Below are 12,375 nucleotides of genomic sequence, written 5' to 3'. Positions count from 1 at the left end.
TCGTCAAGCGGTCCGAAAAAACCTAGCGGCCTCCACGAGGCCCCACGTCGGGAGAAACCATCCATGCAGGCGTCCACCGAGCAGTCGTCCAACTCCGGCTCCCTGGCGATGTACCTCTCGGAGATCAACCACTACAACCTGCTCACCGTGGAGGAGGAGCAAGCGCTCGCGCGCAGCTTCATCCAGGGTGATCTGGCCGCCGGCCACCGGCTCGTCACGAGCAACCTGCGCTTCGTGGTGAAGGTTGCCTACGAGTACCGCTCCTACGGCATCAAGATGTCGGACCTCATCCAGGAGGGGAACATCGGCCTGATGAAGGCCGTGCAGAAGTTCGACCCGGACAAGGGCATCCGCCTCATCTCCTACGCGGTGTGGTGGATTCGCGCGTACATCCAGAACTACATCCTCAAGAGCTGGTCGCTGGTGAAGCTCGGCACCACGCAGGCGCAGCGGAAGCTGTTCTTCAGCCTGGCGCGCACGCGCCGCGAGCTGGAGAAGTTCGGCAACGGCGAGGCCGTGGTCAACGTGGAGGAGATTGCCCGCCGGCTGCACGTGAAGCCCGGCGAGGTGCGCGAGATGGAGCAGCGCATGGGCGGCCGCGACCTCTCCCTCGACGCACCCATGGGCGAGGACGGCGGCAACAGCCACGTGGACTTCGTGGTCAGCGCCGCGGCCCCCCAGGACGACGAGTTCGCCGACAAGGAGGAGGCGGGCCTCATCAACGCCCGCGTCCGCACCGCGCTGATGCGCCTGGACCCGCGCGAGCGCTTCATCATCGAGCAGCGGGTCATGAACGAGCGCCCCATGACGCTCAAGGAGCTGGGCGAGCACTTCGGCTTCTCGCGGGAGCGCGCCCGTCAGCTCGAGATTCGCGCCAAGGACAAGCTCAAGGCGGAGCTGGCCGCGCTGATGGCCGAGGTGGACCCGGACGCCGCCTCCATGCAGCAGTAGCCCCTGCCTGACGCGGCAGGTCGGCCTCCCCACCGAGGGGGGGCCCCGAGCGCCTCCATCCCTCCCGGGGTGGGGGCGCTTGCCATTTGAGGGGCATTGCTTCGCGCGCCGGGCGGGGCCCTGCTAGAAGGGGCCCGATTCCCTCGTAAGGAGCCTTTCGCTTGGCCCACGGTACCCCGCCGGTCGTCGACGAGCGTGTTCCGCTCGCGCAATCGCACGCGCCCCACCAACACTCCCCGTACATCCCACCCGACCAGTCGCCCACGGAGATGACGATCCGCGCGTTGGTGCTCGGCTCGGTGCTGGGCATCGTGTTCGCCGCCTCCTCCGTGTACCTGGCCATCAAGGTGGGCCTCACGGTGTCCGCGTCGATTCCGGTGGCGGTGCTCTCCATCGCCATCTTCCGGGCGCTGGGCAAGTCGAACATCCTGGAGAACACCATCGTCCAGACGACGGGCTCGGCGGGTGAGTCGCTGGCCTTCGGCGTGGCGGCGGCGCTCCCAGCGCTGCTCCTCCTGGGCTACGACATCAGCCTCACGCACGCGTTCCTCACGGCGGCGCTGGGCGGCGTGCTCGGCGTGCTGATGATGATTCCGCTGCGCCAGGGCCTCATCGTCCAGGAGCACGGCAAGCTGCCCTACCCGGAAGGCACGGCCAGCGCGGACGTGCTCATCGTCGGTGAGCAGGGCGGCACCAACGCCCGCACGGTCATCATCGGCTTCCTGGTGGGCGGCATCTACAAGTTCGCCTACTCCGGCATGAAGCTCTTCCGGGAGGTGCTGAGCACCCCGCTCAAGGGCCTCAAGAGCGCCACGCTCTCCACGGAGGTGAGCCCGGAGCTGCTCGGCGTGGGCTACATCATCGGCCCCCGGGTGGCGGCCATCACCTTCGCCGGCGGCGTGCTGAGCTACCTCATCCTCATCCCCGCCATCTCCTTCTTCGGCGGCGGGTTGGACCAGCCCCTGCTGGTGCACAACGGGCAGCTCATCCGGGACATGTCGCCGGACCAGATTCGCAACGCGTACGTGCTCTACATCGGCGCGGGCGCGGTGGCGACGGGCGGCCTCATCAGCCTCATCCGCTCGCTGCCCACCATCATCGGCGCGTTCAAGCGCGGCGTGGAGTCCCTCAAGGCCTCGCGCGCCCACGGCGGCGCCCCGCAGCTCTTGCGCACCGAGCAGGACCTCCCCATCACCGTGGTGCTGGTGGGCAGCCTGATGCTGGTGCTGACCATCTGGCTGGCGCCCCCGCTGCACGTCAACTTCATCTCCGCCCTGCTCATCATCGTCTTCGGCTTCTTCTTCGTGACGGTGAGCGCGCGAATCACGGGTGAAATCGGCAGCTCCTCCAATCCCATCTCCGGCATGGTGGTGGCCACGCTGCTCGTCACGTGCCTGGTGTACCTGGTGCTGGGCTGGACGGACTCCAATGACCGCTTCATGGCGCTGACCACCGCGGCCATCGTCGGCATCGCCGCGTCCAACGGCGGCACCACCGCGCAGGACCTGAAGACGGCCTTCCTGGTGGGCGGTACGCCCCGCCGGCAGCAGACGGCGCTCTTCGTGGGCGTGCTGACGAGCGCCATGTTCATCGGCGTGGTGTTGGTGACGCTCAACAAGGGCGCCACCGTCACCATCCCGGAGCCGCACCCGAACGTGCAGGTCACCGAGCTGACCGAGGAGACGCGGACCCAGTACGTGTTCCCCTGGAGCGTGTCCGCGGACTCCCTGGCCTCGCGCAACCTGGACGAGGCGGCGCTGCGCAAGGCGGCCTGGGCGCAGGGCTACGAGCTGGCGAACACGAACGGCGCGTTGGAGCTGCGCAGCTGGCGGCAGGTGCCCGCGCAGGACGTGGGCGGCGTGATGCTGAGCCCCACGGGCGGCTCGCAGGTGAAGGTGTCCGACCTGGGCGCCGTCACCGAGGGCCCCCAGCGCACCTTCAAGGAAGGCTACGTGCGCGGCGCGGACACGCCGGTGCCCGCGGGCAAGTACCTGGTCGATGGCGCCGGCACCATCCAGTACGTGGTGGACCCGGGCATCGGCGGCCGCATCACCACCTACGAGGGCCAGGCCCTCACCCGCTACGCCGCGCCCAAGGCGCAGCTGTTCGCGCTCATCATCGACGGCATCCTCACGCAGCGGCTGCCCTGGGATTTGGTGCTGCTGGGCGTGTTCATCGCGCTGATGCTGGAGCTGTGCGGCGTGTCCTCGCTGCCCTTCGCGGTGGGCGTGTACCTGCCCATCAGCAGCAGCGCGCCGCTCTTCGTGGGCGGCATGGTGCGCTACTTCGTGGACCGCGTGCGCGGCGGTGAGTCCGACTTCTCGCCGGGCACCCTGCTCTCCTCCGGCTACATCGCCGGTGGCTCCATCGCGGGCGTGCTCATCGCCTTCCTCGAAATCGCCACGGATGGCGCCGGCTCCCGCGCCATCAACCTGCCGGCCGTCTTCGGCCACGAGGGCGCCTTCGGCGGCTTCCTCAACGCGGTGGGCGAGAGCGAGCTGGCGCATCCGCTCTGGTCCAACCTGTGGGGCCTGCTCTTCTTCGGCGGCCTGACGCTGTTCCTGCTGCGCTCGGCCCTGCGTGGCCCCAGCGCCGCGGTGTCGCCGCCGCCCGGCAAGTAGCACCGTGAGGCGACGGCGCTCCCGTGCTCGGAGCGCCGTCCCTCCCCTCCTCAGAAGTTCGTGTTCTGCGAGCCGTTCACGAGCCTGAGGTACTTGCAGGTGCCCGTCGCGTCCCACTCCACCCGGAAGAAGCCCCGGGTGCTCAGGGCCTGCTCCCAGAGTTCGCCCACGACGGCGTCGGGCACGCAGCTGTAGATGGTGTAGGTGGTGGCCCCCGCCGGGGTGGAATAGGCCTGGAAGAGGCGACCGCCGACCATGTCATCCCGGAAGGACGCGGAGGAGGTCGTCACCGCGTCCTGGCGGAAGCCGACCAGGTTGCCGAAACAATGCCCCGAGCCATCCGTGTTCTTCTGGCAGAAGACGGTCCGCGACTGGAGTCCTCCCCACGCGACGGGAGCGAGCGCCAGGGCCGCGAGCGCAACGCCAGGGAACAAGCCCTTGCGAACAAGGGACCTCGAAGAAGAGAGCTGCTTCATGTTTGTGACTCCTGAGCCGTGTGACGTTCGACTGCTCGAAGCGAAGTGAAGCGAGAGCTACGGAAGACCATCGGCGTCCGGCGCGGGGATGAGCCGGTCCTGGTTGATGGCGACGATGAGCCGCTTGCGGAGCTCATCGGCCTCGGGGCGGCCTCGAAGGTGGGCGAGCTCACGTCGAATCTCGAGCACGTCCTCCGCCGTCATGCGTCCGTTGGAGACCACCCGGTCCACCATCGTGCCCACCCGCGTTGCCGACTCGCGCTGCTCCGAGGAGAGCTCCGGCACGGAGGGCGCGGACGGCTCGGGCTCACGGGCCCCCACGACGGGCCCTCCTGATGCCTTCAGCAACGTGGCCACCCGCAGGGCCATGGCCTCCAGCTCTTCACCGGAGAGGCGCCCCTGCCCCGAGCCCCTCGTGGAGGAAGCGCGCACCCCCGAGCCTGCTCCCGCCGCGTGGGCACGCGCATCGAGTGCCTGGCGCAGCGAACCCACCTCATCCGTGAGTTGCTCGATGCGCTGCTCCTGGGACTGCTGCGCCTGGATCACCGCGAGCCAGCACCCCAATGCGCACCCCACCGCCGTGGTCAGGCTCGGAAGCCAGCCATGCAACACCTGGGCGTTCATGAGATGGCTCAGAAGTTCGAGTACTGGCTGCCGTTGATCAGGAACAACGAATAGCAGTCACCCGCGGCCGACCAGAAGATGGAGAAGTAGCCCTCGTGGTTCATGGCCTTGCTCCAGTGGGCCCCCGTCATCGCGTCGGGCGTGCAGCTGAAGTACGCCGTCGTCGCGCCCGTGGTGAGCGCGGCGTAGAAGAACGGCGTGGCGTTGCTGGACCGGGAGAAGTACGCCTGGGTGTTGGCGCCGGCGTGATTGCGGAAGCCGAGGAGGCTGCCGTAGCACCTCCCGGAGCCATCCGCGTTCTTGTAACAATTGGCTGACTCCGTCGTGAAACCCGCGAGGACCGCGGGCGCCGACAGCAACGTCGCGACACAGCAAGCCGAGGCTCCGCGCTTCAAGAGACGATGCATGTGAATTCCTTCCGAAGGGAGGGCCAGTTCTCTGGCCGCTCGGAAGGAATCCTAGGGAGCGCGTCTGACACCCCCGCCTCCCAGCGGCGCGACGGAGCCCAGCTCCCGGCTCTTACTGGGGAATCCCTGTACGACCGTGTCGGGGTAGACCCATCTCTCTCCAAGTCCTCGTAGTTCCTACCGCCGCCGGCTGGGGCTTCTGAGGATTTCGGAGTAGGCTGGTGATACCGCCCGAGCGGAGAGTTGCAGACGCATGGCCCAGCCCCAAAAGACCCAGGACGCGAGCACGGACGCCGAGCAGTCTCCGGAGGTCCGAGAGAAGGTGGAGATGGCGCGCACGTTCGCGTTCCATCTCCTCAAGGGCATCAAGCAGATCGGCATGTACCGCCACAACGAGGCTCGCTTCCCCGAGTTCCTCTCGAAGGCCTTGGAGGCCATCTCCCAATACACGGAGAAGAACGGACCGCTGTCGTTGAAGGTGGAGCAGCAGAACCTCACGCTCCACAACGACTCGCTCTTCTCCGAGGACACGCCGCTCCCCTACAAGTTCTACCGCGACGGCATCCGTCAGCTCATCTTCCGCCCCGGCCTCACGGTGGAGGAGCTGACCACCTTCACGCTCATCTCCCTGTCCGAGCCCGAGCGCGGCGCGGACGACGTGCTGGCGCAGCTGTGGCGCGCGGGCATGGAGCATGTGGAGTACGTGGTGGTGGAAGGCTTCTCCATGGAGAACGCCAGCGAGGAGGAGGTGCAGGTCGAGGTGGACAAGGTGGTGGGCTACCTCTACTCGCGCCTGCAGACGAACTCGGATGACTACCTGCGCTTCGCGCGCGTGTCCGCGGAGGACCTGGACGCGAAGATGGACGGCGTGGAGCAGATTCGCGGCCTGGTCGTCGGCGGTCGCCACGCGTCGGACGAGCTGAAGGCCCGGCTGCAGCGCGAGGTGATGGAGGAGGAAGGCTCGCGGCTGTTCCCCAAGCTGGTGAGCGCCGTGTTCCAGGTCGTCGAAGGAGGCGTGGAGGACGGCACGCTGCTCGAGGAGATCTTCGTGCAGCTGCTGGACATGCTCCTGCTCCAGGACGACTTCGGCACCATCAACCAAATCGTCCTCAAGCTGCGCGCGCTGTCGCAGAAGGACAGCGGACAGTCGCTGGAGAAGCTGCTGGAGTCGTTCCTGCACAGGATGGGCGAGGAGCAGCGGCTGATGCGCCTGGGCGAGTCGCTCAAGGGCGCGCGGCCCAAGCAGCCGCAGGACGTGACGCGCTACCTGCAGGCGCTGGGGCGCGACTCCGTCATCCCGCTGCTCACCGTGCTGGAGACGCTGGAGATTCCCGAGAACCGCGCGCTGCTGTGCGACGCGCTGGCCGTCGTCGCGCGGGAGACGCCGGAGCCCTTCGTGGCGCGGCTCACGTCGGACCGTCCCCAGACGGTGCGCGACATGGTCTACATCCTGGAGAAGAGCAACCACCCCGAGCGCATCAAGATGTTCGGCCAGGTGCTCAAGAGCCCCAACCTGGTGGTGAAGCTGGAGGTGCTCGGCATCATCGGCCGTGGCCGCACCGGCGAGGCGCGCCGGCTGGTGGCCGAGGCGCTGGCGGACCCCGTGTCGCAGGTGCGCATGCTCGCGGCCCGGATGCTGCCGGAGTTCGACCGCGACAAGGCGTTCTCGGATTTGATGCGCCTCATCCGCGAGCCGACCTTCGACAAGAAGACGCCCGATGAGCGCACGGCCTTCTACACGGCGGTGGGCGCCACGGGCACGCCGGGCGCGCTCTCGCACATGCAGCAGCTGCTCGCGGTGAAGCCCTCCCTGCTCAACAAGCGGCGGGTGCTGGAGGACAAGATGCTGGCCGTGGCGGGGCTGGCGGGCGCGTGCTCCATCCAGAGCTACAAGATGCTGCAAGCCGTCGTCGAGGACCGCAACCAGCCGGTGGAGCTGCTCACCGCGGGTCGCAAGGCGATGTACCAGACACGCAAGACGCTGTTCGGGGACTCGGCACTGCCGGAGGAGAACTGAGCCATGGCCGAGAATCTCAAGATCACGCAGAGCCAGGACGAGAGCACCAGCGAGTTCGGGCGCGAGCACAACGAGAAGCTCCAGTCGCTCTCGCGCGCCATGGTGGCCGGCCTCTACATGCTCGTGCGCTCGGTGAAGATGTATGACCCCGAGAACGCCGTCTTCCAGAAGCCGCTGCACCAGCTCCAGGACATCATCAATCAAATCATCGGCAAGGAAGGCCGACTGGAGCTCGCGGGCGTCAAGGACTCGTTCTACCTGAACGGCATGCTGGTGAAGGTGGACCTCAACTCCATCGAGAACCAGCGCTACCTCCTGGCGGAGATGCGCGGCAAGGACGTGGGCGGCTTCACCCTCACCAAGCCGGTGACGGTGCCGGAGCTGAAGAACTTCATCTGGATCTTCAGCAAGGAGCAGACGACCCAGGCCGAAGAGGACGGGCTGTCCGGCCGCAAGCTGCTCAACATGCGCGTGGCCAAGTTCTCCAAGCTCAAGGAGAAGTTGGACAAGGACATGAACAACCCGGGCGACCAGAAGGTCGATCGCAAGAAGTACGCGATGACCGTCTACGCCCGCTCGGTGTTCTTCCTCTCCAAGTACCTGGAGTCGGTGCGCGCGGGCAAGCCCATCAACGCCTCCAAGGCGCTGCGGCTGGTGCAGGACTTCGTGGACATCAGCTACGACCAGCGCACACACTTCCTGGGCATGACGACGATGCGGCGCGAGGACGAGTACCTCGTGTACCACCAGGTCAACGTGTGCCTGATGAGCATCGTCTTCGGCGCGGAGCTGGGGCTGACGAAGCCGCAGCTGCGCGACTTGGGCTACATCGCGCTGTTCCACGACGCGGGCATGACGACGCTGCCGGAGGAGCTGGCCACCAAGCGCGGCGCGCTGACGCCCGAGGAGCGCGTGGCGGTGCAGCGCGCGCCGCTCATCTCCGTGCGCAACATCCTCATGGAGAAGGGCTTCAGCCGCTCCACGCTGCTGCGCGTGGTGACGACGTTCGAGCACAAGACGGACTTCGGCACCGCGGTGCGCGACTCACGCGGCAACATCCAGATGATCATCCCCAAGACGAACCTGGGGGCGTACGCGAAGATCATCGCCATCTGCGACGCGTATGACGCGCTCACGTCCAAGCGTCCGTACCGGGATGCCTACGGACCGGAAGTCGCGCTGATGCTGATGTGGACGGAGATGCGCAACAAGTTCGACCCCGAGCTGCTCGAGGTCTTCATGCGCGTCATGGCCATCCAGCCGGTGAAGGTGCTGAGCAAGCGACAGCAGTCGCTCAGCGTTTCCGGGCTGTAGCCGCGCGCTTCTTCGTCGCCGCCTTCTTGCGGGCGGGGGCCTTCTTCGCCTCCGCCACCGGGGGCGCTTCGGGGCCTCGGAGCAGCGCGAGCGCCGCGGAGAAGTCCTCCGGAATCGGGGCCTCCAGCGACAGCGCCTTGCCCGTGCGCGGGTGCGCGAAGGCCAGCTTCCACGCGTGCAGGGCCTGCCGGCCCAGCCGCTCCTGCGCGGAACCGGCCTCGCCCTTGGGCTTGCGGCCGGCGCCGTAGAGGGTGTCTCCCAGCAGTGGGTGGCCCGACTCGGCCAGGTGCACGCGAATCTGGTGCGTGCGGCCGGTGAGCAGGTCCACCTCCACCAGGGCCGCGCCGTCAAAGGACGCGAGCGTGCGGAACAAGGTGATTGCGGGCTTGCCCTCGCGCACCTTGCCGGTGAAGCGCTGGCGGTGCACGGGGTGACGGCCGTAGAGCGTCTCGATGCGCCCTTCCGCCGGGGGCGCGCCGTGCACGAGGGCGAGGTACGTCTTGGAGACCTCGCGCCCCTTGAAGGACTTCTGGAGCGCGACGAGGGCCTGCTCGTTCTTCGCCACCACGAGGCAGCCGGTGGTGTCCTTGTCGAGCCGGTGGACGATGCCCGGGCGCAGCTCGCCGCCGACGCCGGCCAGGTCCTTCACGCGGTGCAGGAGCGCGTTGACCAGGGTGCCGGAGGCGTGGCCCGCGCCGGGGTGCACCACCATGCCCGCGGCCTTGTCCACGACCACCAGGTCCTTGTCCTCGTGGAGCAGGGACAGGGGCAGCTCCTCGGCCTTGGGGACGGCGGCTACGGGAGGCGGGACATGGAGGGTGAGCGTGTCACCACCGCGCAGACGCATCGCCGCCTTCACGGGCTTGCCGGCGACGAGCACGTGCCCGTCGTCGATGAGTCCCCGGATGCGGGAGCGGGTCAGGTCGGTGAAGACGCCCGCGAGATACTGGTCGATGCGCTCTCCGCGGGCTTCCGGCGGGGCGCGATGCTCTCGGGTGTCGGGCGCTGCCACAGGGAGCGGACTACCAGATCTTCGACTTCACGTGCGCCTTGGAGCGCAGGACGATGTCGTTGATGGCGCGCTCGAAGAAGTTCGCCGTGGTGAAGACTTCCTGGCTGACGCGGCTCTTGTAGAGCTCTCGGCCCTCCTCCAGCTCCTCCTTGAGGACCTCGAAGAGGTTGTCCTGCTCGATACCCTTGATGATCTTCTGCTCGTTGTAGAGCGAGATATCCGAGGCAATCGCACGGGCGAGCCGCATCGCCTTGATCTTTTCCTCGTCCGTCATCGTCTTTCCTACATAGGCACCGCTCGGAGGGGAGTCAACTTTCCTTGTGGTACCAGCAAAAGTCGGCCCCCCCGCCAGGGCGGCGTTACTTCTTGCCTGACTTCTCAGAAGCCAAGCCCAGGTAGCTCCTGGACACCCGGAGCGGATCCAGCCCGAGCTCCCGGGCGAGGTTCATGAGGATGCCGCGGAGGTAGACCTGGGCGGGCAGCGCCGTGTAGCGGTCCGCCTCCACGTTCTCCAGGTGACGCGACGAGATGCGGGTGCGGTCGGCGACCTGCTGGAGCGTGTAGCCCCGGGTCTCGCGGACCCTGCGCAGCAGCTCGCCGTTGAACTCGGCGTCGGCGGGGATGTCCGGCAGACGGGGACGGGGCTCGCGAGTCCGGGCCGCGACCTGGGCCAGCGCCGCCTCCGCCGTGGCGATGGCCGAGTCCTGGGCGAGCACCTGCGCCTCGCTCAGCTGCCGCCCCGCCGAGACGCGGTTCTGCGAGGAGGACACGGGCGGGGGCGCCGCCGGCCCGACGGGACGCGTCACGGGGGTCGAAGCGGGCTCCGGGGTCCGGGAGGGCGCTTGGGCCACGACGATGGACGTGACGGGCTCCGAGGGCTGGGTCGGCACGGACGCAGGGACGTCCGGGCTCGCGGCCACGGGGAGCGGAGCGGAGATCACCGGGGCGACGGAAGCCGGCGTGGCCGGGGATGGATCCACGGGAGGTGCCGAGGCCACGGGAGCGGCGACGGGGTTCAACTCCACGGGAGGTGCCGCGGCCACGGGAGCGGCGACGGGGACCTGCTCCATGGGCGGCGCCGAGGCAACGGGAGTCGCCACCACCGGCGGCGCGACGACGACCGGCGCCGAGACCACGGGAGCGGCGACAGGAGCCGGCTCCACGGGCGCCGCGGCCACAGCCGGAGCCGAGACGACAGGCGCAGACGGAGCGACCGCGACCGGAGGCGCCGCAACAGGCGCGGACTCCACCGACGGCGAGACCTCGGGCGGGACCGGGACCGCGGCAACCCGAGCCTGCTCCGCAGCGGACACGTGCTCCTGCCGAGGCACGCTCTGCGCGGCCCCCTGCTCCACCGTGCTCACGGCCTTCGAGCCGGACGACACAGCCTCCGTCGCCGACGACGAGGCCTGCGCCTCCGCGCCCACGCTCAGCGAGGCGGGCACATCCACCAGCCCGCCGACGAGCGGCACGGACTGCAGGGAGCTCGTCACATACGACAACGAGTATCCGCTGACGAAGCTCGCCCGGAACGCCTCGGGCCCACTCAGGGCCGGAGCCTCCTCCTCGGGCTCACGCTTCTTCCCCTCTTCCACCGCGCTCGCCAGCGCCTCGGCCGCGCGAGCCACCACGCCTGCCTCGGGCGCCTTCACCGTGCCCCAGGGCGCGGGCAGACCCAGGTCACGGTCATACTCACCGCGCAGGTCCACATCCGTGAGGATTTCCATCGCCTCGGTCATCCGGGCGCGGAGCGCATCCACCTGGTCCGGCTCCACCAGCGCGTACACGGCGATGGAGTCCGGCGCATACAGCTCCATGAGTCGGGAGTACGCGGCGCGAATCTCCTCCATGGGCGCTGTGACCGGGACCTCCAGGAGCTCGTAATAGGTCTGCTGCGCGAAGGGCTTCATGGTGAAGACGAGGGGTCGGGGGTCGCGTCGAGGGCGAGCAGTCGTGAGGCGATTCGTTGGATGGCCAGGGCGGCCGGGGCGTCGGGACGTTCGATGAGCACGGGGCGCCGCTTTCGCACCGCGCGCCATGCCTCATCGTCATACCGGATGGCGCCCAGGTCATCCATCGCGATGCCGAAGAACTTCTTCCACGCCGAGGCCACCGCCGCACCCACGTTCAGGTCCGCGTCCGTGCGCGCCTGATTCACCACCAGCCGGATGCGGAACTCGGCCAGCTCCCGCTCCAGTCGCTCCGCACCCGCTGGGTCCTTGTTGCGCACCTGCGCCAGCACGTCATGCAGCGTTCTCAGCGAGCCCTCCCGGGTGGTGAGCGCGCTGTCCACCAGGTCCTGGATGCCGTACTCCGCCTCCATCTGCTGCAGCCGCCGGAAGAACGCCGCCTTCGCGAAGCGGTACGCGTTCTCCACCGACGTCGGCTCCGGCAACACCACCAGCAACCCGTGGTCCGCCAGGATGAAGAAGTCGATGGTGTTGAAACTGGTTCCCGCGCCCAGGTCCAGGATGAGGTAGTCCGCCGACGCGCCCATCAGCGTCTTGAGCAGCTTCTGCTTCTGCGCGTACTTGAGGTTCGCCGCGTCCAGCGCGTCCTGCGCGCCCGCGATGAGCGACAGCCGGGGCACGCCCGTGGGGACGATGACGTCCTCGAGCCGCGCCTTGTTGCGCCGCAGGAAGTCGGACAGCGTCGCCTCCGGCTGCCCCACCCCCAGGCACGTGTGCAGGTTCGCCCCGCCCAGGTCCGCGTCCACCAGGAGCACGTTCAGCCCCGCCTGGGCCAACGCCACGCCCAGGTTGGCGGACACCATCGACTTGCCGATGCCACCCTTGCCGCCGCCCACCGCGATGATGCGCCGGGGCCGCTGTCGAGCGCCGCCAACCCCTGGAGGCCCGGGGGCCACCGGCTCGGCGGTCGGGGTCCCCAGGGCACGGGCATCGGCCTGGGGCGCTCGCGGGGACTTGGACATGGGCAGGGGCATCAAAGCCCG

Annotated in this window: 11 protein-coding genes; 4 read left to right on the top strand and 7 right to left on the bottom strand. The window is 68.4% G+C overall.

Annotated elements, in window-relative coordinates; translation table 11 throughout:
• The first annotated feature begins 63 nt into the window (after positions 1-63).
• Both LXT21_RS14910 and LXT21_RS14905 read left to right on the top strand, forming a co-directional pair.
• Positions 64-951 (top strand): RNA polymerase factor sigma-32, encoded by an 888-nt coding sequence (locus LXT21_RS14910; protein ID WP_254038792.1) that lies wholly within the window; start codon positions 64-66, stop codon positions 949-951.
• A 161-nt stretch (positions 952-1,112) separates the two neighbouring features.
• Positions 1,113-3,572, top strand: coding sequence for an OPT family oligopeptide transporter (locus LXT21_RS14905; RefSeq protein WP_254038791.1), 2,460 nt, complete (start codon positions 1,113-1,115; stop codon positions 3,570-3,572).
• Positions 3,573-3,622: 50 nt separating this feature from the next.
• On the opposite strand, the gene LXT21_RS14900 is transcribed toward LXT21_RS14905, so the two are convergent.
• Genes LXT21_RS14900 through LXT21_RS14890 form a run of 3 tightly spaced genes read right to left on the bottom strand, consistent with a single transcriptional unit; the run spans position 3,623 to position 5,079 of the window.
• Positions 3,623-4,048, bottom strand: coding sequence for a hypothetical protein (locus tag LXT21_RS14900; protein WP_254038790.1), 426 nt, complete (start codon positions 4,046-4,048; stop codon positions 3,623-3,625).
• 57 nt (positions 4,049-4,105) lie between these two features.
• Entirely contained in the window at positions 4,106-4,672 is a 567-nt protein-coding gene (locus LXT21_RS14895) for a hypothetical protein (protein ID WP_254038789.1), read from the bottom strand.
• 8 nt (positions 4,673-4,680) lie between these two features.
• Positions 4,681-5,079, bottom strand: a complete 399-nt coding sequence (locus tag LXT21_RS14890) for a hypothetical protein (RefSeq protein WP_254038788.1) — start codon at positions 5,077-5,079, stop codon at positions 4,681-4,683.
• A 253-nt stretch (positions 5,080-5,332) separates the two neighbouring features.
• On the opposite strand from LXT21_RS14890, the gene LXT21_RS14885 reads away from it, so the two are divergent.
• Complete coding sequence (locus tag LXT21_RS14885) at positions 5,333-7,096, top strand: HEAT repeat domain-containing protein (RefSeq protein ID WP_254038787.1); 1,764 nt, start codon at positions 5,333-5,335, stop codon at positions 7,094-7,096.
• 3 nt (positions 7,097-7,099) lie between these two features.
• Positions 7,100-8,410, top strand: a complete 1,311-nt coding sequence (locus tag LXT21_RS14880) for an HD-GYP domain-containing protein (RefSeq protein ID WP_254038786.1) — start codon at positions 7,100-7,102, stop codon at positions 8,408-8,410.
• On the opposite strand, the gene LXT21_RS14875 is transcribed toward LXT21_RS14880, so the two are convergent.
• From LXT21_RS14875 to LXT21_RS14860, 4 genes are all read right to left on the bottom strand, one after another.
• Positions 8,391-9,422, bottom strand: a complete 1,032-nt coding sequence (locus LXT21_RS14875) for an RluA family pseudouridine synthase (protein ID WP_254038785.1) — start codon at positions 9,420-9,422, stop codon at positions 8,391-8,393. The genes LXT21_RS14880 and LXT21_RS14875 overlap by 20 nt on opposite strands.
• A 10-nt stretch (positions 9,423-9,432) precedes the next feature.
• Positions 9,433-9,696, bottom strand: coding sequence for a hypothetical protein (locus LXT21_RS14870; RefSeq protein WP_046714254.1), 264 nt, complete (start codon positions 9,694-9,696; stop codon positions 9,433-9,435).
• An 85-nt stretch (positions 9,697-9,781) separates the two neighbouring features.
• The gene (locus tag LXT21_RS14865; protein WP_254038784.1) at positions 9,782-11,332 is read right to left on the bottom strand and encodes a helix-turn-helix domain-containing protein; all 1,551 of its coding nucleotides are present in this window, start codon (positions 11,330-11,332) and stop codon (positions 9,782-9,784) included.
• The gene (locus tag LXT21_RS14860) at positions 11,329-12,288 is read right to left on the bottom strand and encodes a P-loop NTPase (RefSeq protein ID WP_254039113.1); all 960 of its coding nucleotides are present in this window, start codon (positions 12,286-12,288) and stop codon (positions 11,329-11,331) included. The genes LXT21_RS14865 and LXT21_RS14860 overlap by 4 nt, the downstream gene beginning before the upstream one ends.
• Positions 12,289-12,375: the final 87 nt, after the last annotated feature.

The sequence above is a fragment of the Myxococcus guangdongensis genome (assembly GCF_024198255.1).
Lineage (GTDB): Bacteria > Myxococcota > Myxococcia > Myxococcales > Myxococcaceae > Myxococcus > Myxococcus guangdongensis.
This window is presented reverse-complemented; position numbering and strand designations above follow the sequence as displayed.

Excerpts from the sequence above, each read along its gene's own strand:
- LXT21_RS14910 (WP_254038792.1), top strand. The coding sequence starts at position 64 with ATGCAGGCGTCCACCGAGCAGTCGTCCAACTCCGGCTCCCTGGCGATG.
- LXT21_RS14900 (WP_254038790.1), bottom strand. The coding sequence starts at position 4,048 with ATGAAGCAGCTCTCTTCTTCGAGGTCCCTTGTTCGCAAGGGCTTGTTC.
- LXT21_RS14895 (WP_254038789.1), bottom strand. The coding sequence starts at position 4,672 with ATGAACGCCCAGGTGTTGCATGGCTGGCTTCCGAGCCTGACCACGGCG.
- LXT21_RS14890 (WP_254038788.1), bottom strand. The coding sequence starts at position 5,079 with ATGCATCGTCTCTTGAAGCGCGGAGCCTCGGCTTGCTGTGTCGCGACG.
- LXT21_RS14885 (WP_254038787.1), top strand. The coding sequence starts at position 5,333 with ATGGCCCAGCCCCAAAAGACCCAGGACGCGAGCACGGACGCCGAGCAG.
- LXT21_RS14880 (WP_254038786.1), top strand. The coding sequence starts at position 7,100 with ATGGCCGAGAATCTCAAGATCACGCAGAGCCAGGACGAGAGCACCAGC.
- LXT21_RS14870 (WP_046714254.1), bottom strand. The coding sequence starts at position 9,696 with ATGACGGACGAGGAAAAGATCAAGGCGATGCGGCTCGCCCGTGCGATT.
- LXT21_RS14865 (WP_254038784.1), bottom strand. The coding sequence starts at position 11,332 with ATGAAGCCCTTCGCGCAGCAGACCTATTACGAGCTCCTGGAGGTCCCG.